Source organism: Streptomyces sp. NPDC051183, assembly GCF_040682455.1.
Lineage (GTDB): Bacteria > Actinomycetota > Actinomycetes > Streptomycetales > Streptomycetaceae > Streptomyces.
This window is the reverse complement of sequence record NZ_JBFBBA010000024.1, coordinates 72,191-94,612: the sequence shown is the minus strand read 5'-3', so window position 1 is coordinate 94,612 and position 22,422 is coordinate 72,191. Positions and strand designations below refer to the sequence as shown.

The following is a 22,422-nucleotide window of genomic DNA, read 5'->3' as shown; positions in this document are numbered from 1 at the left end:
CCGCATGCGCGCCGCCGACGAAGCCGCGCTCCGCCGCATCGCACGCCGTCGCACCCGTGACGCCGAGCAGCGCCAGCAGCGTGTCGATGTCCGCTACAGCGTTGACGAGCACACCGCGATCCGGGCCATGGCCCAGAGCATGGGTCTGGCCGGCGCCCACCTCGTCGGCGCCATCGTCATGGCCTTCATCGACGGTGATCACACGCTCCCAGGCCAGCGCAACGCCTTCGACGACCTGATCGACGAACTCGCCGCCCTGCGCTCCGAGGTCGGCCACATCGGCCTCAACCTCAACCAGATCACCAAGAAGCTGAACTCCGGCGACCGTCCACATCCTGGGGACATCGCCGTCCTCGCCGTGGTCGGGGACGTTCTCGACCGCGCCGGCGCCGCCGCCAGGGCGATCGACACCACCTCGTACCAGACCGCCGTCGCGAAGGCGGCGGCCCCGTGATCAGGGAGTCCGGGGTCATGGCGGTCACCTGGCCCTGGAACCGGCGGGGAGGAAGCCGCCGATCTGGTTGCGGGGGTAGAGGCTGGTGCCGGGGCCGATCAGGGTTCCGGGGGCGAGCGTGGTCCCGGCGGGGAGGGCGACCTCGTCGCCGATGACGGCTCCGAACTTGGTCTGCCCGGTGCCGATCCGGGATCCGCCGAGGTTGATGGTGATCTCCTCTATGGCCGGTTCGGCGACCGGGCCGCCGTCGCAGCGCAGTCCGGTGGTGGAGCAGAACGCGCCGACATCCACGGCCTCGACCGTCGCCGTACCCGCGCCATCGTGCTGGCCGACCTCGGAGGCGTCCGCCTGCGCCAGGGCGACGTGGACGGAGCCATGGCCACCTGGCGCGACTTCCTCGACTCCGCCGACGGCATCCGCTCGGTGAAGGTCCAGGCCGCCCTCCAGGACATGCGTGTCCGTCTCCGCCGCTACAGCGGAGCTCCCGATGCTCAGGAACTTCGTGAACGAGCAGCCCGCATTGCAGGCTGAGGTCACCCACGTCAATCAACGGGGCGCCTTAGCCGACAAACTCCCCATCAGTGGACGCGGCAGGTCCACACCTTGGTGCGCGGGGAAGGCACCTCCCACATCACGATGGCTGCGTACCCCTTGGCACTGCCGAGCGCCGGCGCTACCAGGATGGGAACGGCCCCTCCCGGACCAACGACGGCCACGCGCCCTTCAGCCTCAACATCTCGCGTGCCACCAGCTGATCCGACGCCCTCACCGTCGCGAAGGGACCCGCTGGTCGGGTCACCACTGGCTGACGAGCGGTGTGTCCGGTCCGTGCTGCCGCCAGGCTTCGGTGAGGCGGACGAGGCGGGCGGGGGCGGCGATGCCGCGCACCGTTGCGATCTTGCCGCCTGCGATGTCGAACGTCACGGCGCCGACGACCTGGTCGCCGACCACGAACAACATGGCCGGGGCACCGTTGACGAGCGCGGAGTGGACGGCGGACGGGCCGCCGGCCAGGCGCTGCTTCGCCGGTGTGGACTTGAAGCCGCCCCGTGCGACCGCGGCGACGCGCTCCGGAGTGTCGTACCGCAGCAGCTTCTCGGTCAGGCCGGCACCGTCGGAGATCGCGATCACGTCATCGGTGAGCAGTGCCACCAGCCGGTCAGTGTGGCCCGAGGAGGCCGCGGCGAGGAATTCCTCGACGATCCTGCGGGCGGACGCCGCGTCGACTTCGCCGCCACCGCGGCGCGCGGCCGCGACGTGCCGCCGGGCCCGGTGGAGGTGCTGCTGGCTCGCGGACTCGGTGATATCGAGCATTCCGGCTATCTCGGCGTGGCTGTAGGAGAACGCTTCGCGCAGAACGTAGACAGCCCGCTCCAGGGGTGACAGGCGCTCCATGACGGTCAGCACGGCCAGGGAGACCGATTCGCGCTGCTCGAAAGTGTCGGCTGGGCCGAGCATCGGGTCGCTGTCGAGGAGCGGTTCGGGCAGCCAGGCGCCGGCGGTGCGTTCGCGGCGAAATTGTGCGGAGCGGAGGCGGTCGAGGCACAGGTTGGTGACGACCTTGGTCAGCCATGCTTCCGGCACCTTGATCAGCTGCCGGTCGGCGGCCTGCCAGTGAAGGAACGCGTCCTGCACTGCGTCTTCGGCGTCGTTGGCGGAGCCCAGGAGCCGGTACGCCAGCGAGGCCAGCCGGTTCCGGCTGGCCTCGAACCGACTGGTGTCGAAGCGATCAGTAGCGGTGCTGTCCACGCCGGTCACCCTAGATGACCACCCCTCCAGGCGGGTGCTTATGCGACTGCCTTCTCGGCTGACGCTTGGGGTACGGCGGCCAGGCGGCGCTTGCGCTTGGGCAGGCCGAAGGTCGGGTGCGAGTTGGCCCACAGCGACATCCTGACGATGCCTGCCTTGATCCGGGCCGCCTTCCGGCCGCCCATGTACTTCGGCTTCGCCCGTCCTTCCCCGTCGACCATCTGCAGGATCCCGTCCCGCCGCCCGAGGCTGATGTGGTTGCCCGGGTACTCCAGCTTGGTGTTCGGGACCTTGCTGCCGGTCAGGTGTCCTACGATCGCGGCCGTGGCCTGCATGCCGGTGTAGCCGGCCGAAGCGCAGGACATCGGCAGCGGTCGGCCGTTGTCGCCGATGGCATAGGCGCTGTCGCCGACGGCGTAGACGTTCGTGTGCGAGAGCGACCGCATCGTGCGATCAACGACGACCCGCCCCTCCTCCGTGACCTCCAACCCTGCGGCGGCAGCGATGGGGTTGACCGCGAATCCGGCCGTCCACACGGTCGCGTCGGACGCCAGGGTGGTGCCGTCGGCGCACAACACCCTTGCGGCTTCGACGGCTTCGACGTTGGTGTGCTCCAGGACGGTGATGCCCAGCCGGTCGCAGGTCTGGCGCAGGTGGCTGCGGGCTCCGGCGGAGAGCGGGGCGCCCAGCTCGCCGCGGGCGATCAGCGACACCGACAGGCCGGGCCGGGATTCGGCGATCTCTGTGGCGGTCTCGATGCCGGTCAGCCCGTCGCCGACGACCAGCACGCTCCCGCCTCCGCCTCGGCCCTCCAGGCCGTCCAGGCGTTCACGCAGGCGCAACGCCGATGGCCTGGCGGCGACGTCGAAGGCGTACTCGGCCACGCCCGGGACACCCTGGTCGTCGCCGTGGCTGCCGAGCGCGTAGACGAGCGTGTCGTAGCCGAGCTCGCCGCCGCCGTCGGTGTCGGCCACGGCGACGACTTGGCGCTCGGGGTCGACATCGGTGACACGGGCGAGGCGCAGCCGTATCCCCGTTCCCGCGAAGACGTCGGCGAGCTGGGGAGCCTCGATCTCCTGGCCGGCCGCGAGCTGGTGCAGCCGCAGCCGCTGGACGAAGTCCGGCTCGGCGTTGACCACGGTGACCTCGGTGTCGGCCGGGGACAGCCGCCGGGCCAGAGTCCCGGCCACGTAGCACCCGGCGTAGCCGGCGCCGAGGACGACAATGCGGTACTTCATGTGATGCTCCCGTCGGTTCGCTTGGTCTCGGTGACTTGAGCGGAACAGCGACCCGATTCCTGACAGGAAGCATGTGTGACCTGGGCCACAGGGCAGCGGGGGTGGTAGTCGACGGTGCTCGCGATGCCGAGGTGGCTCGGATGCGGGCCGGGCCGAACGAGGCGATCTGGCAGGTCACCCCGAGTGAGGCGCGCGCCACCGGCGGGCTTCCGGGACATCGCGTTTCGGGTGCACCCGTCAGGCCACTCCTCCCGGCACTCGGGCGGCCAGCAAGAGTTCGGCCGTCGCCTTGGCCGTCAGGGCGCTGGTGGGCGATCGGTCGAGGTGGGCGGCGGCGATGGCGCCGTCGCACAGCTGGACCAACGCGGCGATCAGCTGGCCGCCCTCGCCCTCACCCAGCGGTTGCAGGAGGCGGGTGAACAGGGCCGGCAGCCAGGCGCGGTCGTAGGCGATGACGGCCTGGATGCCCTCGTGATGGGGGTACTCGGCGGCGGCGTTGGTGAACGGGCAACCGCGGAAGCCAGGCTGGGAGATCGCCTCGTGGAAGACGTCGAACACGGCCAGGACCCGGGCGGCCGGCTCTTGGGCGCGCACGTCGACTTCCCGTGCCACGTGCTCGCGCCAATGGTCGGTGCGTCCGCGGAGGTACGCCTCCACCAGGTCTTCCTTGGTGCGGAAGTGGACGTACATCGACGACTTCGCGACGCGGCTCTCCGCGATGACGCGGTCGATGCCGACCGCGCGAATGCCCTCGGCATAGAACAGCTCGTCCGCTGTGGCGAGCAGCCGTTCGCGTACCGACGGAACTCCTGACTTTTGGTCCATCGCAGCAGTATCGAACGAACAGATCTGTTTGACAACGCAGATGGGCACTCCTACCTTGATCAAACCGAACAGACAGATCTGTTCGATTCGACTCCAAGGAGCCTCGATGTCCCGCGTGCACCTCATCGACCCGGCCACCGCGACCGGCGCCGCAGCCGAGCAACTCGACGCGACACAGCGGACGTTGGGGGTCACCCCCAACATGGCTCGGGCAATGGCCAACAGCCCGGCCGCCTTGAAGGGATTCCTGGGCCTGTTCGGCGCCCTCAAGGAGGGGGTCCTCTCCGCCGGGATACAGGAGCGGATCGCTCTCGCCGTCGCCGAACTCAACGGCTGCAGCTACTGCCTGTCGGCCCACACCATGGTGTCCCGGAACGTCGCCAAGCTCTCCGACGAGGAGATCGAGGCCGCCCGGCGGGGAACGAGCGCCGACCCGAAGGCTGCCGCCGTGCTGCGGCTCGCCGTCGCGGTCACCGAGAGCCGCGGCCGGATCGGCGACGACGCCTTCGCCGACACCCGCGACGCAGGCCTGACCGACGAAGAGATCGTCGAGACGATCGCCAACACGGTCCGGAACATCTTCACCAACTACGTGAATGAAGCGCTCGACGTGGACGTCGAGTGGCCGCTCGTCACTCCGTTCACCCCCGCCACTGTCGCCGGCTGATCCGAAGCCGCGGGGCCCGCCTCTTCCGAGGCGGGCCCCGCGCTGGTCGACGTACAGACGTCGCCGGAGGTCAGTCGGTGATGGCGATCTTGCCGTTGAGCGAGGCCGTGACCGGCTCGGCGGCCGGTTCCGGCTTGGGCGCGGTGAGGCCCTTGAGGAGCTGGGCGAGGTCGACGCCGGTGGTGGAGCCGAGGAGTTCCATGCCCTGTGCGACGTTGTCGGCGACGGTGCGGGAGAGCTTGCTCGCGCCGTCGGTGGAGATGACGGTCATCTTGTCGATGGCGGCGAGGGGTTCGGCCGCCTTGGCTACGACCTGCGGGAGGACCTCGACCAGCATCTGGATCTTCGCGGCCTCGCCGTAGCTCTCGAAGGCGTCGGCCTTCTTCTGCATGGCCTCCGCCTCGGCCGAGCCCTTGGCCGCGATGGCGGCCGCTTCCGCGTCGCCCTCCAGTCGTACGGCGTCGGCGATCGCGGCACGGCGGGCACGTTCGGTCTCACCGCGCTTGGCGCCCTCGATGGCCTCGGCCTCCGCGAGGGCGGAGCGGCGCTGCTTCTCGCCCTCACCGGTCAGGCGGGCCCGCTCGGCCTCCGCCTGGGCGGCGGCGATGGCGGCCAGGCGTTCGGCCTCGGCCTGCTTGACGCGGGCCACGCGCAGCGCCTCGGCCTCCTGCTCGGCCTGGTAGCGGCGGGCGTCGGCGGGCTTGCGGACCTCGGTGTCGAGCTGGCGGTCGGTGAGCGCCGCCTGCCGTTCGGCGACCTTCTCCTGCTCGGCGAGGATCTGCTGCTGCCGGTCGGCGTCCGCAAGTGGGCCGGCGGCGTTCGCCTGGGCGGCGGCCGCATCGGTCTCGGCCTTGATCTCGGCCTGGCGCAGGTACAGGGTGCGCTGGGCGACCGCGATCTCCTCCTCGGCCTTGAGCCGGGCCTGTTCTGCGGCCTGGCGGGCGTTGGCCTCGGCGATGTCGGCTTCCTGCTTGGCGCGGGCGGCCTCGGGGCGGCCGAGGTCTTCGAGGTAGGAGCCCTCGGTGGTGATGTCCTGGATCTGGAAGGCGTCCAGGACGAGTCCCTGGCCGGAGAGGCTGGCCTCGGCTTCTTCCGCGACCTGCCCTGCGAAGGCGGCGCGGTCGCGGATGATGTCCTCGACCGACATCCGGCCGACGATGGCCCGCAGTGCGCCGGAGAGCACTTCCTGGGTGAAGCCGACGATGCCGTCCTGCTGCTGGAGGAAGCGCTGGGCGGCGGCTCGGATGGCGTCCTCGTTGCCGCCGACCTTGACGATCGCGACGCCTTCGAGGTTGGCCTTGATGCCGCGCAGGGTCACCGCGCCGCGAACGGCGATCGGGATGTGCCGGCTGGAGAGGTCGAGGGTGTAGCGCTGCTGCACGAAGGGGACGACGAACACTCCGCCGCCGACCACGACCTTCTGGCCGCTGTTGTCGGTGAAGACCTGACCGGTGTCCGGGTCGGTGGACTTCTTGCCGCGCCGGCCGGTGATGATGAACGCCTCGCTGGGGCCGGCCACCTTGTAGCGGGTGACGACGACCAGGGCGAGCAGGACGAGGAGTACGACCACTCCCACGACCGGTATGACGACTGAACTCATGGTGGATCCCCCCTGCCCGCTCTCGGTCGAGGGGACAGATCGGTGGTGGATGAGAAGGGTGAGAAGGGTGTCCGCCGTGTCAGCGTTCGACGGCGCGGACGCTGACCGAGGTGGCCGACGGCGTCGCCGTCACCCACACCTCGGCGCCCCGGCGGACCGGGGCGTCCGCAGTCGCGGCGTACTTGACCGGCTGCCCGCCCAGCCGCAGCAGGACCTCGCCGTAGCCACCCGCCGGAATGGCGGTGACCACGGTCCCGGCCGAGCCGAGGAGTTCGGCGGCACGCGGGGCACCCCCGCTGCCGGCCCGGGCGAGGGCGCGGCTGAACCGGTACGTCAGCCAGCCCGCCCCCGAACCGGCCACGGCCCCCGCGGCGGCTGCCGCTCCCGACCCGAGGCCGGTGGCCCCGAGCACGATCGCCCCCGTGAAACCGAGCATCGAAACGAAGCCCGCGACCACCGGCAGCGACAGCCATCCGTCGAACAGTCCGTCCAGGGCGCCGTCGAAGACCCCCTCCAGCACCCCGTCGAACACCAGCGAACAGGCCAACAGGGCGATTCCCCCGATGCCGAGACCCAGAAACAAGCCCATGAGCACCTCCCCGCTTGGCACGCGTTTCCGCCGGACAACGGCATCGTGCCAGCGCGACCGGGTGCCGCACATTGCCTACCTTCGGCAATCTTTACGTGGCTTTAACGCAGCAGGGACGGCAGGGAGCGGCCGGGACGCGCCACGACGGTCAGTGGCGGCCCGCCCCGGAGCCCAGCATGGCCAAGCCGGTGATGAGACAGGAGAGGCCGATGTACAGCGGCGGGGCGCCGGCGCCCGGCACGGGCCGGAGAACAGCTCCGACCACAGCGGTGGGGGCGCCGAAGGCCACCATTGCGATGCTGATGCGGAACTCCGTGACGCTGCGCAGCATCCGGGCCACGGCTCTCGTAGCGGGCATGGTGGTCAGCTCTCCGTTCCGACGGCCGGGCGACGCGAGACCCACACGCTCCGCACGACGAAGGCGACAGCCGCGCCGCTGAACGCCAGGCCGGCGGCAGTGCAGGCCGTCACCACCTGGGCCGGCGCACCGACCATGCGCGGGATGGCGTTGAGGGGGGCAAGGGCGTACAGGCACAGGAGGGCATAGGCGTACGGGCGCACCGCGGCCCGGGACGGCAGCCTGGGCGGTGTCCAGCCGGCCAGCATGGCCACCGGGACGGGCAGGATCAGCAGGGTCGCCGCCGCGAGGGCGAGGGCGTGATAGGCCGGATTTCCGTTCATCGGTACCTCTCTGATGTGCACGCCCACGCGAGACGGGCCTTCGGCGGCGCGTTCATGCCGGAGACCGGCAGCGTTCGCCAGGAGGGACTGCCGTCAGAAGCCCGTTAAAGACGCGTAAGAAATGTATAAAGTAGCCGGTGGTGTGCCGGGAAGCCTGGTCGGCGAATAGGAGAAGACTCTCTTCGCGGAACGGGGCTGGATGCCATGGTGCTCGTCGCTGTCTTCGGTGTGGCGCTGCTGATCGCCGTCCTGTTGTCGGGACTGGCCGCCCGCACGGTGCTGTCGACCTCGCTCCTCTTCCTGCTGGGCGGGGCCCTGGTCAGCGATGGGTTCCTCGGGCTGATCCACATCAGCGCGGACAGCGAGATCGTCGGGGTCACTGCGGACCTGGCGCTGTTCGCGGTGCTGTTCACCGACGGGATGCACGTCTCGTTCCCCAAGCTGCGGCAGAACTGGAAGAACCCGGCCCGCGCGCTGGGGCTGGGCATGCCGCTGGCCATGGCCGGCATGGCCGTGGTCGCGCACTACCTCGTCGGCCTGGACTGGACCACGTCCTTCCTGGTCGGGGCGGTACTGGCGCCCACGGACCCGGTGTTCGCCTCGGCCATCGTGGGACGCCGGGAGGTCCCGGCGAAGCTGCGGCAGCTGCTGAACGTGGAGAGCGGCATCAACGACGGCCTCGCACTGCCCGTCGTCCTGATCCTCATCGCCGCCGCCGGGCCCACCTCCGGGACGGCTGACGCATCGGTCGGCACCATCGCCCTGGAGCTCGGCCTGGGACTGGCCTTCGGAATCGTCCTGCCGCTCGCGGTCGCGGGCCTGGTGCGCCTGCGACTGCTCGGCGCGGAGCCCAAGCTCCAGCCCCTGCTGCCCCTGGCGACCGGGATCATCCTGTACGCGTTGTGCCACCTCACCCACGCCAACCCCTATCTGGCCGCCTTCTCCGCGGGCGCCGTGCTGGCATCGGTGTCGCCCGAGTCGAAGACCGCCTTCGAGCCCCTCGGTGAGGCGCTGGCGGAGCTGGCGAAGTTCGCGGCGCTGCTGGTCTTCGGCGCGCTGCTCACCCCGCAGCTCTTCGGGGACCTGTCGGCGGGCGGGTACGTGGCGGTGGTGCTGGCGATCGTCCTGATCCGCCCGGCCTCGCTGCTCGTGTCGCTGCTGGGCGCGCGGATCGAGCGGCGCGAGAAGCTGGTCGCCGCCTGGTTCGGCCCCAAGGGCTTCGCGTCCGTCGTCTACGGCCTGCTCGTCCTCCAGGCCGGCATCCCTCAGGGCGAGAAGGCGTACACGCTGATCGCCGTCTGCATCGCCTTCTCGATCATCGCCCACAGCAGCACCGACGTACCGATCGCCCGGCTGTTCCAGGTCTCCGACCTGGCCGGCATCCCGGGCGAGGAGTCGCCTCGGCCCGACGCCGCTGCCCACCCGACCGCCGCCGTCCCCAGCCCGAGCAGTGCCCCCGACCAGGAGAAGAGCCATGTCGGCCCGTGACCTCGCCGAGCCCTACCCGCACGTGACCACCGACGACGCCGCCGTGGACGCCGTCCGGCTGCTGGCCGGGCAGAACCTGCCCGCGCTGCTGGTCCTGGACGCCGACGGCATCCCGTACGCCGCCGTCCCCGGCTCCCAGCTGGTACGCCAGCTCGTGCCCGAATACGTGATGGAAGACCCGCTGCTGGCCGCCGTGATCGACGACCGGCACGCCGACGCGCTCGCCGAGGCCCTGGCGGGCAAGACGGTGGCCGAGTGGCTGCCGAGGCGTACCTTCAAGCCCCCGTACGTCGGCCCGGACGCGGGGACGATGCAGATCGCGGCCACCATGGCCCGTACCCACGTGCCACTGGTCGCCGTCATCGAACGCGACAGCACCGGCGGACAGGGCCGGCTGCTCGGCGTGGTCTCCGCCGCCGCCCTCATGCGGCACCTGCTCGAGGCGGGCGGCAGAGCGTGAGCGACTGGCACAGTTGGGCCGCCGTCGCCGTCTTCGCCGGCGCCTACGTCCTCATCATCAGCGAGAAGATCCACCGCGTCGCCGCCGCCCTCGGCGGCGCGGGACTGATGCTGGCCATCCGGGCCACCGACGACACCGCCGCCTTCCATTCGGACGAGACCGGTATCGACTGGAACGTCATCTTCCTGCTGATGGGCATGATGATGATCGTCGGCGTGCTCAAGCGGACCGGTCTCTTCGAGTACCTGGCGATCTGGTCGGTGAAGAGGGCGAGCGCCCGCCCGTTCCGGGTGATGGCGATGCTGGTCCTCATCACCGCGGTGGCATCCGCGCTGCTGGACAACGTCACCACCGTGTTGCTGGTCGCACCCGTCACCCTGCTGGTCTGCGACCGGCTCAGGCTGCCGGCCGCCCCCTTCCTGATCGCCGAGGTGTTCGCCTCGAACATCGGCGGCACCGCCACCCTCGTCGGTGACCCGCCCAACATCATCATCGCCAGCCGGGCCGGGCTCACCTTCAACGACTTCCTCGTCCACCTCGCACCCCTGTGCGCGGTCCTGACCGTCGTCCTGCTGGCCCTGTGCCGGGTGTTGTTCGCTCGCGCCTTCGTCTACGACGAGAAGCGCGCCGCCGAGCTGATGGAGCTGCGCGAACGCGAGGCCATCACCGACCCGCGGCTCCTCGCGCAGGGCCTGGGCGTCCTCGCGCTGGTCGTCGCCGGGTTCGTACTGCACCCCGTACTCCACTACGAGCCCAGCGTCGTCGCCCTCCTCGGCGCCGGCCTCCTCATCGCGATCTCCAAGGTCGAGACCGGCGAGGTCCTCGGCGAGGTGGAGTGGCCCACCCTCGCCTTCTTCGCCGGGCTCTTCGTCATGGTCGGCGCCCTCATCGAGACCGGCGTCATCGGAACCCTCGCCGGCTCCCTCGCGGACGCCATCGGCGGCGACGAACTCGGCGGCTCCATGCTGCTGCTCGGCGGCTCAGCCGTACTCTCCGGGATAGTCGACAACATCCCGTACGTCGCCACCATGGCCCCCATCACGAGCCAGCTGGTCACCGACATGGGCGGCGACCCCGACCACGTCCTGTGGTGGGCCCTGGCCCTCGGCGCCGACCTCGGCGGCAACGCCACCGCCATCGGCGCCTCCGCCAATGTCGTCGTCCTCGGCATCGCCGAACGCAACCGCCAGCCCATCAGCTTCTGGCAGTTCACCAAGTACGGCCTCGTCGTCGCCGCCGTCACCATCGCCGTCTCGGCCCTGTACCTGTGGCTGCGCTACTTCGCCTTCGCGTAGCGGGACGGACCGGCAGGCGCGGAGAGAGGAGACGTGCCATGACACGCAACAACCGGGCGGAGATCGCTTCCGTCGCGGTCTGGTGGGCAGCCCTGACCGTACTCCTGTGGGGTGCCGGCCGCCTTCTCGACCAGCCCGCCTCGTTTGCGGCCTGCGCGGCGAGCGCCGCCTTGCTGGTCGCCTGCGGCGAGACCGGCGACTGGCTGCGCCGCCGGCGCCGGGCCTGGCTCGCGGTCCGCAACAATCGGGACCGTTGAGGCTCCGTCGTCAGGCTTCGGCGTCGGGCCAGCCCAGCAGGCGGGCGCCGATCACCGCGGTCTGGAGCGTGTATCGGTTCACCGGATCCGCCGGATCCGCGCCGGTGAGGGTGTGGATGCGCTCCAGCCGGTACGTCAGGGCCCGCACGCTCAACGAGAGGCGACGGGCGGTCTCCGTCGCCACACAGCCGCAGTCGAAGTAGGCGGTGAGGGTGTCCAGCAGCGGCCGGGGACCGCCGCGCGCCCCGCGGAGCGGGCCCAGGACGCTTTCCACGAGGTCGGCCATGGCCTGCCGGTCGCGGGTGAGCACCGGGTAAACCAGCAGATCGGAGGCGTGCAGCACCGGTCCCTCCAGACTCATCCGCTCGGCGAGGTCGAGGGCGTTCAGCGCCTCCTCGTACGAGTGGACGACCCCGCCCGGGCCCGGGTGGGAGCGGCCGATGGCCACCCGTCCGCCGTCGGTGGCCGCGTGCGCCTGCTTGGCGAAGTACGCGAGGACGTCGGGCTGGTCCCCCGGGGCCACGCAGATCAGTCGGCCGTCCTTGGTGGCCAGCAGAATCTGCCGGTTACCGAACCGGCCCAGGACCGCCTCCTCGATACGGCGGGCGACCGGGTAGCCGTCCCCGTACGGCTCCGGCCCGGCGGCCACCGCCACCGCGTGCGCTTGTGAAAGCCGCAGTCCGAACCGCTCGGCCCGTTCCGCCAGTCGGCCCAGCCCGCCGCGCCCGTACAGCAGGTCGTCGATGAACTCGCGGCGCGCGGCCTCTTCCTGGCGGACCGCCTGGCGCTGGGACCGCTCGTACCCCTCGACGAACGCGTCCACCGCCTGCTCCACCACGGCCAACAGCGGCCTGGACGCTGGCGCCGACTCCACCCTCTGGGCGGCGGCCAAGTGGTCCCGTATCAGCGCCCGCAGCGGCAGTCCCGCTTCCGCCGCCCGCTCGCCCTCGGCCCGGCGGGCCTCCAGCTCAGCACGGGTGAGACGGCGTCCCGTGGCACACGCGTCGCGCAGAATCCCGGCATACCCCGCCAGATGACTCCCCGGTGTCTCCCGGTCCGCCACGTCTTCCCCCGATCCCGATCCGCATGTGCACGCGCCCTTGACGCGACGACCAGGGTGACACGGGCGCAAGGGCAACTACGGGCGCGGGCATCACTCACGGGCCGCTCGCAGGGGTCATGCTGCCTGAAGGGCCGCCGCGCCGAAGGACACGTTGAAACGGTCGCACCAGATGGTGACGCTGGTGTAGTCGGCGAGGTTCACGTCGGCTGGGATCTCGTAGTTCTGGTCGCCCTTGTTGCCCTTGAGCTTGCCGAGGCTGACGTACTTGCCGTCGTCGAAGACGTCCCAGCCGTCCTTGCCCTCCTTCACGGGGGCGTCGGTGAGCCAGACGCGCAGGTCCGGGCCGTTGCTGGTGTCGAGGTTCTCCAGCCGCAGGGTGCGGGAGCCGTCGGGGAGCCGGATGAGCTTCACGGTGCCCGTGGTGGCGTGCTCGTGGCTGATCAGGGAGCCCTGGGCGAGCGTCTGCGGTCCGGCAGGAGCGGACGGGGCTGCGGTTGCGGCTGTCGTGGGCGAGGAGGTGGGAGCCGGGGCGGCGGCAGTCGGCAGCGCGTCGTTGACGGTGTCGTCCTGCCAGAGCTTCCACGGCTGGAACCAGTACAGCCCGACGGCCAGCACCACCAGGGCCGTGACCAGCCCGCCGATGGCCAGCCCTGTGCGCCGCTTCCTGTCCTGCACTGCCGCTCCTTCACCGTCACACGATTCTGCCTTCGCCCGTATTCAACGGGGTGGGCGCAGGGGTCGGCCAGACCTGGCGGATGACGGTTCCCTTACGGCCTCAACGCCGCCGGGCGGCACTCCACACCGCGGCAGCGGTCGCCAGGGCCAGCGCGCCAAGGCCGAGCAGCGGCAGGCCTGGGCTGTCGGGCAGCACGTACATCACCGCGCCGGCCGCCGTCAGGATCACGCCGAAGGCGAAGAGGGGGGACGCGGGGCCGGACCGGGCAGGTCGGGGCATGCGAAGGGCTCCTGGCAGGAAGGGCAGTAGCCCCAGGCTCTCACGGCTGCGGAGCGGGGTACAGGTCCCGCCCCCGCGCGGACCGCGAGGCTCCTTGTCGCCGCCGTGCGCCGCTCCCGGAGTCAGACCCTGGGTGTACGGTCATGCCCGCGCCCGAGCAGTTCCGCCAGGCCCCGCCGGGTGGCGGCGAGGACGACGCGGTCCTCCGGGCGCAGGACGTAGCCGGGGTGCAGCTGCCACACCAGTCCGGGCCGCTGCCCGCTGCCGTCCGCGAGCGCGGTCGCGAGGTCGGGGCGCCGGTCCTGGGGGGCCGCGGTGTCCAGCGCGATCACCCGCCACGCCCCCGGCCGGAAGGATTCGGCGATGGTCCGGCCCTCCAGCTGCGGGTGCCCGGCCACCTCGACGGCGGCGAAGAGCAGGACCCGGCGCTCCACCGGTATCGCACCGAGGATTTGCCGGCCCATCATCGCGCCGGCGAACGCGGGCGCGGCGAGGTGGGTGACGCTGCGGCTGCGGGTGAGGGCCGCCGGGTGGGCGGCGCGCAGCGTGCGGTAGACGGCGGTGGCGAAGTCGTCCTCGTACAGCCGCAGCACGACCCTGAGATCCGGCTTGACCGCACGGGCGTACAGGGCCGCCTCCAGGTTGGTGGTGTCCGAGCTGGTCAGGGCGAGCAGCGTGCGCGCCCGGTGGACGCGGGCGGCCTCCAGTACACCTTCCTCGGTGACGTCCCCGAGCACAACGGGCACGCGCAGGCGGCGGGCCAGGGCGAGGCCGCGGGCCTCGGGGTCAGACTCCACGCAGACCACGGGGATCTCCAGCTCTCGCAGCCGCGCCAGCACCCGGGCCCCGATCTTTCCCACCCCGAGCAGCACCACGTGCCCCGACAGACCGCGCGGCGGGCGGCGCAGGACCGTCGCCGTACGGAACGCGCCGAGCCCCTCCAGCGCGGCCGCGACCAGCACGGGCAGCAGGAGCAGGCCGACGAACCCGGACAGGATCTGGAGCGTTTGGCGCTCGGCGGGCTCCCCCACCGCCGGGTCGTTGATCGCGAAGATGTCGAGCAGGGTGATGTACGCGGCGTGCAGCGGATGGTCCCCGGTGGTCACCCAGGACGCCACCGCGAGCGCCGCCACCGCCCCGACGACACCGGCCAGCGACCAGCGCAGCCGCCGCGAGAACAGGGACGCCACCGGCAGCGACGCCGCGGCCAGCCGGGTACCCGAGGGCGTGGGCGCGGCGTGGGAGACCGCCTCCAGAGCCACGATCCCGCGTCCGGTCGCGGCGGCCACCGCCCGGTCGTCGGGAAGCAGTTGGGGACCCCTGTCGCCGCTGAGCTCGGCCCCCTCGCTGCCCGCCGGATCGCTGGACGTCGCCGACAGCAGCGCCAGCGTGCACAGCCCCGGATCGGCCACCTCGCCCCGCCCCGGAGGGGTACGCTCCACCGCCCGCAGCAGCAGGCCGTCCGCCTGCACCACCTTGCTGGTCCCGGCCACGGCACTGGCAGCCAGAGCAGGGGCCGCCGTATCGGCGTCCGAGAGCACGGTCGTCGACGAGTCCAGCTCGCGCAGGTCGATCCCCGGCTCGGCGACGATCGCCGCCTGGTCGAGGAGCTCCTCCAGGTGCTGGCCGAGCTTCCGGTTGTACAGCCGGATCACCAGCCGCAGCCGCGGATTGAGCCGCCGGGCCACCAGTGCGGCCCGTACGTTCGTGTCGTCGTCCTCGTACACGAGCGCCAGCGCGGCGGCCCCGGACACCCCCGCAGCGGCCAGCACCTCCTCGTCAGGCTCCACCGCCTCCAGGATCCGCAGCTCACGCACGCCCTGCCGCTGCCCTTCGGCCACCCGGGACCTGGCGACCGGTACCCGTCCGAGCAGGCCGAGCCCACGCCCGGCACGCCGGCCCACGGTCAGCTGCGGCTCCCGGGTGGCCGGCACCACGAGCGTCACCCGCTCCCGGTACACCTCCTGAAGCTCGGCGGCCAGCCGCCGGGCCAAGCCGTCATCACCACAGACGACCATCCGGCCCGCTGCATCAGGGAGTTGAGACTGCACGGAATTCTGCACGGCCCCAGGATGCCTTGCCGTGGTCATGACGCTGCCCCGATCTCCGCAGGGACCGCCGGGGACGGCACGCACCATGACAGCCAAAGATTGATGGCCTCGCCCTTCCCGAGAGCCCCGTGGTCTCGGATCTCCTTCTCTGCTCCTTGGCCACGCATCGCTTGCGCCCGCAACGCCCGCCCGCAGGCGCCACGGCCGGACCTCAGAAATACCGGTTCCGCCGGGGTCGAGGAACGCCTGTCCCGCCGCATCCCGCGCACGTGCCCCAGCCGTGCCCTTCAGGGCGGTAAACAACGGTCACCACGGGTGCCGGGAGCACCCCGCCAGAAGCCCCCCTACACAGGGAAACCGCAGGTCACACACCATGCGACTGGTCCAGGCGGCAGTGATTCCCAAGCTTATAGCGCGGGTTCGATTCCCGTCATCCGCTCTTGAACGAAGGCCCAGGTCAGAGACCTGGGCCTTCGTCGTTGTCTAGACCGATTCGGGAGCCGCGCACCACCTGCGCACCACCTTTCCTGCTCGCTTGGACGGGGAAAGCGGGCTCATGGCTCACCGTCTCGATTTGACCTTCCTCACGACACGGCAGGCGACAGGAACACAAACATGGCCTGGCCATCTGCTCGGGCATCATCGTCCCGCAGTTGATGCCAGGCAGCGTGGTACGGATCGTGCAGGGCAGCGGCCAGAGCGAGCTTCTTTCGGTCGCCCTTGTCGAGTTGGGATTTGAGTTCCAGTGGGTTGCCGGGCAGTGAAAGCAGGAAGGCCAGGTCGCGGTAGTGGCGGTCCGGCGGAGCGGTCTTGATGCTCACTGCGGCCGCCTTGGCCACGATCGCCCCCAGTAGGCTGGGACGGCGAATATGGCCGGTACGCGGTCCCAGTTGGACCCGTACCGCCTGGGTCCGCTGCGCGGCCTGACGGCCTCCGGGCACTTCCAGCGGGCGGCCAGGCGGAGTTGTCGTGAGGTCTGCCCGGGGCCCGAGATTGTCGGGAGCCAGGAGATCCACCACGAGTCGGCCCGGCTCTTCACCCCGGTGGTACCGATGGAGCAGGTTGCCCTGCGGAGACATGCCGGCGGGGACGAAGCCGAGCCGCTCCAGCGCGGCTACCAAGCGGCGCAGGCTCTGCTGGTCGGACTGCACGTCGGCCAGCACATCCAGGTCCGCACTGGCCGCCGGCGGGGTCCGTCCGTGCTCCAGCCCATGCAGGAGCACCATCTGCCCGCCAATGAGCGACCAGGCACTCGGCACCTGCTCCGACAGATCGAGCAACACGGTCCACAACTCCGACAGCGGGCCGGTGAACAGGTCGGACCCCAGCCGGACGTGAGGTACGGCAGCGGTCACGATCGTCGACCCCCAGGTTGCGGGTAATGGGCCAGGAGCGGGCGCAGAAGCCCAACCGCGGCCGCGTTTGCGCGATCCTCATAAATGTCGAGCAGGTCGGCAGCCACCACGGAGGAAGGCGCGGCACCTTTTTGCGTGAACGATGTAAGGAAAGGCCACGCGTCAGCAGGAGGAATGCGAACCACCAAGTTGCCCCGGTCGTGATCACGGACCATGCCGAACGCCGCCTCCAGCTCGCCCACGCTGTCGGGAAGCGCATAGACCTCGGCCCGCCCTGGCGCCACATAGTCGGCACCCACATCCCCGGTGGCACTCACGCCGGCCCGCACCACGTCCGGGTGAGCCAGGATTGCCTGCAGCATGCCCGAGTGCACCCGGTACCGGCGCGTTTCCGCCCGCGCCTCAAGGAGTTCCCGCAGGCGCACGACAGGCAGCTGGTCGTGGACGGCCAAATTGCGCAGCCGCGCCACAAGACGGGACTTCTCCGCATCGGACAGCCCCGTGGGGACCTGGCCTGCCAGCACCGCCAGGAGACCCCATGCGTTGCGGGCCGACATCGGACGCCCAGGGCGGGCGCCGCGCTCCCTGCGGTCCCGGACAGCAGCCCCATCGACGAGCCAACGCCCGCCGACCCTCCGCCCCAGGAGTCTCCCATCACGCAGCAACTGACGAATGCGTGAATCGTCGACATCCAGGGCTACAGCCGCTTCATGCACCGACAGCAGGTCCATAGCGCCTCCTCCTTTCGCCTTCCATCCCGAGATCGGGAGGGAAGACGCAATAATCATCCACCGACGCCTCGCCTTGCGTCAAATCTCCCGAGCTCAGGAGATAACCCGCAATCCAGCGATGCGCAGCGAGGTCAGGCGACCGCGCACCGAGCCGATCACGCAGATCGCCAACCCTCGACGTCAGAACGAACACCACTTACACACGCAACACCACTCATGTGCAGGTGGGTGAGACCGCCAAAGACGCGCCCGGCGGCGCCTCGCCCGGACGCGGGCCGGCGACGTGCCCTGAGCCTGCCCTTCACGGCGGTCAACAGAGGTCACCACGGGTGTCGGAAGTACGTACCGCCCGAGCCAGCGCGGGTTCGATTCCCGTCATCCGCTCCATGACAAAGCCCCAGGTCAACGACCTGGGGCTTGTTCATTGTCTATACCTTTTCGGGCGTCGCGCACGACCTGTGCACCAAAGCACGCCCGCGTCACCTCGCGCGGTGCCCAAGGTGACGCGTCAGAAGGTCCGCGAAGCGCGGCAAGCCGGCTTTCACAAGTCGGGCGACGGCGTCGTCGATCGTGACTGGCGGGTTGCGCTTCTCTTCGGCGAGCCGGACCACCGTCTCCACCGCCTCATGCGGCAACTCGCCGTACAGCTCACACAGATACGAGTCCGGGTCGATCACCCGTACTCCGCGCTCAGCCAAGTCGCTTGCGGGGAAGTCGGCGAGGTTCCATGTGATCAACACGTCGGCCCCGGCGGCATGGACTTCGAGACCGTGCCGGAACTCCAGCTCCAAGAAGCGCACCTGGCTGTAACCGCCACCCGACAGCCGCCGGTCGTCCCGGAGCAGTGGATGTCCGACCGCATCGCCGGCCTGTGAGAGGGGCGGCCACCCGACGCGCGCCACCGCCGCCACCGGCGTTCAATGGAAACATGTGGTACGGACACAGGCGCGGGGGGGTTGCCATGGCCGTCGGGCTCGTCCTGGCGGCCGGGGCGGCCGGTACCGCCGCAGGACTTCCCGTAGCGTCGGCCGCCGAGACACCGAGTCCCTCCACGGCGGGCGAGATCGACGACCAGAGCGTCGCCAAGGCGATCGACCGGCTCGACGCCCAGGTCAAGGACGTCATGGACCGTACCGGGATCCCCGGTGTCGCGGTCGCCGTGGTGCACGGCGACGACGTGGTCTACCTCAAGGGCTTCGGCGTGCGCAGCACCGAGCAGAGCGGGCGGATCGGCCCGGACACGGTCTTCCAGATCGCTTCGGTCTCCAAGCCCGTCTCCGCCACGGTCCTCGCCCAGGTGCTCGGCGCGGCCGGCTGGGACAAGCCGCTGACCGGGATCGGGCTCAAGGACCCCTGGGTCAGCGAACACGTCACCGCTGCGGACCTGTTCTCGCACCGTTCGGGCCTGCCGGACCACGCCGGCGACATGCTGGAGGACCTCGGCTTCGACCAGTCGTACATCCTGTCCCACTTGAAGTACGAGCCGCTGTCGCCGTTCCGGGCCAGCTACGCCTACACCAACTTCGGCCTCACCGCCGCAGCCGAGGCCGTCGCGCGGGACAAGGGCGCGTCCTGGGCCGAGCTCGCCGCCGACACGCTCTACAAGCCGGCCGGCATGACACGCACCAGCAACCTGTTCAGCGACTACGAGCACGCCGCCGACCGAGCCCTGACCCACGTCAAGCAAAGCGACGGTAGTTGGAAGCCACAGTTCGTCCGGCAGCCGGACCTGCAGTCGCCGGCCGGCGGGGTGAGTTCCACCGCCCGCGACATGGCCCGCTTCGTGCGCCTGCAGCTGGGTGGCGGCGAGCTGGACGGCAAGCGCATCATCAACGCCGAGGGCCTGGCGACCACGTACCTCCCGCACGCGATCGCCCAGCCGCCCGCCACCCCGGACGCCTCCCCCGGCTTCTACGGCCTGGGCTGGAACGTCAGGTACGACGACCAGGGCCGCCTGCGGCTGAGCCACTCCGGCGCCTTCGAACTGGGCACCAACAGCTCCGTGGTGATGCTGCCGGCCGAGAAGCTGGGCGTCGTGGTGCTCACCAACGCGGCTCCGATCGGCGCGGCCGACACCGTGGCCATCAACTTCCTCGACACCGTCGAACACGGCGCGCCCACCCGCGACTGGCTGCCGGTGGTGGCGAAGGCGTACGACGAGCAACTGAACACCGGCAAATCGAAGACGGACTACGGCAAGCCGCCGGCCGACGCCAAGCCCGCCCGTACCGACGACGCGTACACCGGCACCTACGACAACCCGTACTACGGCCGGCTGACGGTCGCCAAGACGGCTGACGGCGGCCTGACCCTCAAGCTCGGCCCGAAGGCGATGGACTTCCCGCTCACCCACTACGACGGCGACGTCTTCAGCCTCCGGACCACCGGCGAGATGGCGGTGGGCCTGACCGGGGTGACCTTCAAGAACGACACGGTCCGCGTCGAGTACCTGGACTACAGCGGGCTCGGCACCTTCACCCGCGCCTCCTGACCGGGCAGCCGCCCGGTCGGCCCGCCTCAACGACGGCAGCAATTCTGATGCGGCTGATCTCGCCGTCGATGTCCCGGGCCTCGCCAAGGTCGGTGACCTCTCCGGCGCGAGCGGGCATCTCCACACTTCGGCACGGTTCCGCGCATTCGCCAGCCTGAAGACGGCGGCCCCCCCACCACACCAAGGGCGCCAGTTGCCGGCCCGGTAGCGAGAGCCCGCCCGCCACGCGGGGAGCCGACCGCCGGGTCGGGCGCCGGGGCCGGGCAGGAGTTGCCCCGGCCGCAGTCCTCGGTGGTCTGCCCGATCACGTGACCGGCGCCGATCACCCAGCCCTCGCTGTTCATCGGCGGCGCACTGGACGGCACCGTCATGATGCAGGGCGAGGTCATCAAGGCGTTCGAGCACACGATGCCGAATATCCACACCACCCACATCCTCGACGGCGCAGGCCACTGGCTCCAGCAGGAACGCCCCGAAGAGATCAGCAAGCTGCTGACCGAGTGGCTCGCGGCCATCGACGGCTGACCCTTGCCACCACCAGCACGGCCCCGGGACACCACCGAGCCCCGGGGCGGTGCCGCTCCGTCCGCCCCGATCCGAAGGGACACCCACCCGGCGACCGCGGTCGCCGGGCGACTGCCATGACCCCGATACGGCCGAAGATCACCGACGAGCACCGGCGACACCTGCTCACCACCCGGCACCTGCTCACCCCCGCGACCCGCGCAGCCACCCCCGAGCAGGCCGTCGACGCCGTGCTCGCCCTGCACGCCACGGACCCGGCCAGCGTCCACCTCAGCCTCGCCGCCCGCCTGGCCGCCCCGTCCCTCGCCGAGGCCGAACGGGCCCTCTACACCGACCGCACCCTGGTGCGGATGCTGTGCATGCGCCGCACCATGTTCGTCGTCCCCCGCCACCTGGCACCCGTCGTCGACGCCTCCACCGCACGCACCGTCGCGGCCCGCGAACGCAGAGACCTCCTCAAGGTCCTGAACGCACAGCTCGGCCATGACGCGCGCTGGCTGAGGGCCGCCGAGCAGGCCGTCCTGGCCGCGCTCGCCGAGCGCGGTGAGGCGTCCGCGACCCAGCTCGCCGACGCCGTACCGCAGCTGCGCGAGCGGACCGTCGTCGCAGCCGGCAAACCGTACGAGTCCAGGCCGCGTCTGACCAGCCGGGTCCTGTCCGTCCTCGCCGCCGAAGGCCGCATCCGCCGCGGCCGCCCCCTGGGCACCTGGGCCTCCTCCCAGTTCCGCTGGACCATCGCCGAACCCCACCCCGAACTCCCGGCCGACCAGGCCCGCGCCGAACTCGCCACCGCCTACCTTCAGGCATTCGGCCCCGCCACCACCGAAGACCTCAAGTGGTGGACCGGCTGGCCCCTGACCGACACCCGTACGGCCCTCGCTGCCACAGCCGCCGTCGACGTCGACCTGACCAGCGGCCCCGGACACGCCCGGCCTGCTGTTGTCTATGCAGCGATCCAAGATCAGCTCTTTCGAGCGGCTCCCTTAACATCAAGTCTGCATTGTGGTTTATTGGCGTGGGGTACACACTCCTCCCATGACCGACAAGCTCCGCACCCGAGCCCCGCAGGCCGCTCTCACGGACGCGCAGAAGCACGAACTGGACCGGGCGAAGAAAGCCGCCGACGCCGCCGCCGCGCACTTCCGTGAGACCGCGGGGCGTATCGCCGTGGACCTCGGCCGCGGCGGAGCGCCGGCCGTCGCCAGGCACATGGAGTGGACACCCCAGTACGCATCCACCCTCGCCGCCGCCTACAAGGCCAAGCAGGCCGCCCAGGCCACCGAGACCGAGGAGGTGGCGGCATGACGACCGCCTACAGGCCGTCCGGCATCCCGCCCATGCCCGAGCGGAACACGAAGGCGTTGCGCGCCGCGATCGCCGAGCACACACCGCAGCTCCTCGCCGACTTCGACACCCACTGGAAGTGGGCCATCGGCGACGCGCACGACATCGCCCCGGTACCGGCGTTCCTCGCCCAGTGGTGGGCCGAGTTCGCCATCGCCCGCGATCCCGCGCTCGACCGGCACATCCACGACCTGGAAAACCGGGCAGCCGACGCAACGACGAATGCCGAAGCCACGCAGCTACTCACGCAGGCCGCGCACCTTCGGCGCGAGGCCGGGAAGGCGGAGCCCGGCCAGTGAGCGACTTCATGGGGCCGCCCTGGCAGATGGACTGGGTCGATACGGCCCGGACCACCCGCGACTCCCTGCCCAAGCCGGTACGCGACCTGATCGACGGCATCCGAGCCGAACTGGTCACCGCCGAGGACCCTTATTTCGCCTTCCGGGCCTGGCCCGGCACCCCTCAACGCTCCCGCCGGGTGGCGCGGCCGCGTGAGTGACTGGACCCGGGAGTACGAACCCGGCACGGTATGGGTTGTCGGCGACATGCTGAAGGAGCACCGCGACCAGGTGGAGGCCCTCGCCCAACGCATCGCCGACGCCGT

28 protein-coding genes are annotated in these 22,422 nt (G+C 70.8%); 13 read left to right on the top strand and 15 right to left on the bottom strand.

Annotated elements, in window-relative coordinates:
• The first annotated feature begins 4 nt into the window (after window positions 1–4).
• A complete protein-coding gene (locus AB0M99_RS21945; protein WP_365922865.1) occupies window positions 5–454 on the top strand; it encodes a plasmid mobilization relaxosome protein MobC in 450 nt (149 codons plus the stop codon).
• A gap of 24 nt (window positions 455–478) precedes the next feature.
• On the opposite strand, the gene AB0M99_RS21940 is transcribed toward AB0M99_RS21945, so the two are convergent.
• Entirely contained in the window at window positions 479–745 is a 267-nt protein-coding gene (locus AB0M99_RS21940; protein ID WP_365922863.1) for a hypothetical protein, read from the bottom strand.
• Window positions 746–775: 30 nt separating this feature from the next.
• Between AB0M99_RS21940 and AB0M99_RS21935 the strand changes: the two genes are divergently transcribed.
• The gene (locus tag AB0M99_RS21935; protein WP_365922861.1) at window positions 776–985 is read left to right on the top strand and encodes a hypothetical protein; all 210 of its coding nucleotides are present in this window, start codon (window positions 776–778) and stop codon (window positions 983–985) included.
• A 264-nt stretch (window positions 986–1,249) separates the two neighbouring features.
• Here the strand turns inward: AB0M99_RS21935 and AB0M99_RS21930 are convergent, their stop codons facing one another.
• The 3 genes from AB0M99_RS21930 to AB0M99_RS21920 all read right to left on the bottom strand — a co-directional run bounded on the left by AB0M99_RS21930 (window position 1,250) and on the right by AB0M99_RS21920 (window position 4,266).
• Window positions 1,250–2,203, bottom strand: a complete 954-nt coding sequence (locus tag AB0M99_RS21930; RefSeq protein ID WP_365922859.1) for a sigma-70 family RNA polymerase sigma factor — start codon at window positions 2,201–2,203, stop codon at window positions 1,250–1,252.
• Window positions 2,204–2,241: 38 nt separating this feature from the next.
• Complete coding sequence (locus AB0M99_RS21925) at window positions 2,242–3,441, bottom strand: FAD-dependent oxidoreductase (protein WP_365922857.1); 1,200 nt, start codon at window positions 3,439–3,441, stop codon at window positions 2,242–2,244.
• Between the two features lie 237 nt (window positions 3,442–3,678).
• Window positions 3,679–4,266 carry a TetR/AcrR family transcriptional regulator gene (locus AB0M99_RS21920; RefSeq protein WP_365922855.1) on the bottom strand — a complete coding sequence of 196 codons (588 nt, stop codon included), beginning with the start codon at window positions 4,264–4,266 and terminating at the stop codon, window positions 3,679–3,681.
• 106 nt (window positions 4,267–4,372) lie between these two features.
• Between AB0M99_RS21920 and AB0M99_RS21915 the strand changes: the two genes are divergently transcribed.
• Window positions 4,373–4,933, top strand: coding sequence for a carboxymuconolactone decarboxylase family protein (locus tag AB0M99_RS21915; RefSeq protein ID WP_365922853.1), 561 nt, complete (start codon window positions 4,373–4,375; stop codon window positions 4,931–4,933).
• Window positions 4,934–5,003: 70 nt separating this feature from the next.
• Here the strand turns inward: AB0M99_RS21915 and AB0M99_RS21910 are convergent, their stop codons facing one another.
• The 4 genes from AB0M99_RS21910 to AB0M99_RS21895 form a co-directional block, all read right to left on the bottom strand.
• Window positions 5,004–6,533, bottom strand: a complete 1,530-nt coding sequence (locus tag AB0M99_RS21910; protein WP_365922851.1) for an SPFH domain-containing protein — start codon at window positions 6,531–6,533, stop codon at window positions 5,004–5,006.
• A gap of 79 nt (window positions 6,534–6,612) precedes the next feature.
• Window positions 6,613–7,122 carry a hypothetical protein gene (locus AB0M99_RS21905; RefSeq protein ID WP_365922849.1) on the bottom strand — a complete coding sequence of 170 codons (510 nt, stop codon included), beginning with the start codon at window positions 7,120–7,122 and terminating at the stop codon, window positions 6,613–6,615.
• A 148-nt stretch (window positions 7,123–7,270) separates the two neighbouring features.
• Complete coding sequence (locus tag AB0M99_RS21900; RefSeq protein WP_365922847.1) at window positions 7,271–7,480, bottom strand: hypothetical protein; 210 nt, start codon at window positions 7,478–7,480, stop codon at window positions 7,271–7,273.
• A 5-nt stretch (window positions 7,481–7,485) separates the two neighbouring features.
• Entirely contained in the window at window positions 7,486–7,803 is a 318-nt protein-coding gene (locus AB0M99_RS21895; RefSeq protein ID WP_365922845.1) for a hypothetical protein, read from the bottom strand.
• Window positions 7,804–8,007: 204 nt separating this feature from the next.
• On the opposite strand from AB0M99_RS21895, the gene AB0M99_RS21890 reads away from it, so the two are divergent.
• From AB0M99_RS21890 to AB0M99_RS21875, 4 genes are read left to right on the top strand one after another with little or no spacing between them, the layout of a single operon-like run.
• Entirely contained in the window at window positions 8,008–9,291 is a 1,284-nt protein-coding gene (locus AB0M99_RS21890) for a cation:proton antiporter (protein WP_365922843.1), read from the top strand.
• Entirely contained in the window at window positions 9,278–9,751 is a 474-nt protein-coding gene (locus tag AB0M99_RS21885; RefSeq protein ID WP_365922841.1) for a CBS domain-containing protein, read from the top strand. Before AB0M99_RS21890 ends, AB0M99_RS21885 begins: the two co-directional genes overlap by 14 nt.
• The gene (locus AB0M99_RS21880; protein WP_365922839.1) at window positions 9,748–11,046 is read left to right on the top strand and encodes an ArsB/NhaD family transporter; all 1,299 of its coding nucleotides are present in this window, start codon (window positions 9,748–9,750) and stop codon (window positions 11,044–11,046) included. The genes AB0M99_RS21885 and AB0M99_RS21880 overlap by 4 nt, the downstream gene beginning before the upstream one ends.
• Window positions 11,047–11,084: 38 nt before the next feature.
• The gene (locus AB0M99_RS21875) at window positions 11,085–11,303 is read left to right on the top strand and encodes a hypothetical protein (protein ID WP_365922837.1); all 219 of its coding nucleotides are present in this window, start codon (window positions 11,085–11,087) and stop codon (window positions 11,301–11,303) included.
• Window positions 11,304–11,313: 10 nt separating this feature from the next.
• On the opposite strand, the gene AB0M99_RS21870 is transcribed toward AB0M99_RS21875, so the two are convergent.
• The 7 genes from AB0M99_RS21870 to AB0M99_RS21840 all read right to left on the bottom strand — a co-directional run bounded on the left by AB0M99_RS21870 (window position 11,314) and on the right by AB0M99_RS21840 (window position 18,249).
• Window positions 11,314–12,366 carry a helix-turn-helix domain-containing protein gene (locus tag AB0M99_RS21870; protein ID WP_365922835.1) on the bottom strand — a complete coding sequence of 351 codons (1,053 nt, stop codon included), beginning with the start codon at window positions 12,364–12,366 and terminating at the stop codon, window positions 11,314–11,316.
• Between the two features lie 114 nt (window positions 12,367–12,480).
• Window positions 12,481–13,041 carry a DM13 domain-containing protein gene (locus AB0M99_RS21865; protein WP_365922833.1) on the bottom strand — a complete coding sequence of 187 codons (561 nt, stop codon included), beginning with the start codon at window positions 13,039–13,041 and terminating at the stop codon, window positions 12,481–12,483.
• Between the two features lie 100 nt (window positions 13,042–13,141).
• Window positions 13,142–13,321 (bottom strand): hypothetical protein, encoded by a 180-nt coding sequence (locus AB0M99_RS21860; protein WP_365922831.1) that lies wholly within the window; start codon window positions 13,319–13,321, stop codon window positions 13,142–13,144.
• 122 nt (window positions 13,322–13,443) lie between these two features.
• Window positions 13,444–15,339 (bottom strand): NAD-binding protein, encoded by a 1,896-nt coding sequence (locus AB0M99_RS21855; RefSeq protein ID WP_365922915.1) that lies wholly within the window; start codon window positions 15,337–15,339, stop codon window positions 13,444–13,446.
• 617 nt (window positions 15,340–15,956) lie between these two features.
• Entirely contained in the window at window positions 15,957–16,727 is a 771-nt protein-coding gene (locus AB0M99_RS21850; RefSeq protein ID WP_365922830.1) for a hypothetical protein, read from the bottom strand.
• Entirely contained in the window at window positions 16,724–17,458 is a 735-nt protein-coding gene (locus tag AB0M99_RS21845) for a type IV toxin-antitoxin system AbiEi family antitoxin (RefSeq protein ID WP_365922828.1), read from the bottom strand. The genes AB0M99_RS21850 and AB0M99_RS21845 overlap by 4 nt, the downstream gene beginning before the upstream one ends.
• Window positions 17,459–17,937: 479 nt before the next feature.
• Window positions 17,938–18,249 carry a hypothetical protein gene (locus AB0M99_RS21840; RefSeq protein WP_365922826.1) on the bottom strand — a complete coding sequence of 104 codons (312 nt, stop codon included), beginning with the start codon at window positions 18,247–18,249 and terminating at the stop codon, window positions 17,938–17,940.
• Window positions 18,250–18,419: 170 nt separating this feature from the next.
• Here AB0M99_RS21840 and AB0M99_RS21835 point away from each other — a divergent pair, with 170 nt between their 5' ends.
• From AB0M99_RS21835 to AB0M99_RS21810, 6 genes are all read left to right on the top strand, one after another.
• Window positions 18,420–19,949, top strand: a complete 1,530-nt coding sequence (locus AB0M99_RS21835; protein ID WP_365922824.1) for a serine hydrolase — start codon at window positions 18,420–18,422, stop codon at window positions 19,947–19,949.
• 369 nt (window positions 19,950–20,318) lie between these two features.
• Window positions 20,319–20,474 (top strand): alpha/beta hydrolase, encoded by a 156-nt coding sequence (locus AB0M99_RS21830; protein ID WP_365922822.1) that lies wholly within the window; start codon window positions 20,319–20,321, stop codon window positions 20,472–20,474.
• 116 nt (window positions 20,475–20,590) lie between these two features.
• Window positions 20,591–21,622, top strand: a complete 1,032-nt coding sequence (locus tag AB0M99_RS21825) for a crosslink repair DNA glycosylase YcaQ family protein (protein WP_365922820.1) — start codon at window positions 20,591–20,593, stop codon at window positions 21,620–21,622.
• A gap of 19 nt (window positions 21,623–21,641) precedes the next feature.
• The gene (locus AB0M99_RS21820; protein ID WP_365922818.1) at window positions 21,642–21,779 is read left to right on the top strand and encodes a hypothetical protein; all 138 of its coding nucleotides are present in this window, start codon (window positions 21,642–21,644) and stop codon (window positions 21,777–21,779) included.
• On the top strand, window positions 21,776–22,117 hold the full coding sequence (locus tag AB0M99_RS21815) for a hypothetical protein (RefSeq protein WP_365922816.1): 342 nt from the start codon (window positions 21,776–21,778) through the stop codon (window positions 22,115–22,117). Before AB0M99_RS21820 ends, AB0M99_RS21815 begins: the two co-directional genes overlap by 4 nt.
• Entirely contained in the window at window positions 22,114–22,317 is a 204-nt protein-coding gene (locus tag AB0M99_RS21810; RefSeq protein ID WP_365922814.1) for a hypothetical protein, read from the top strand. The genes AB0M99_RS21815 and AB0M99_RS21810 overlap by 4 nt, the downstream gene beginning before the upstream one ends.
• Window positions 22,318–22,422: the final 105 nt, after the last annotated feature.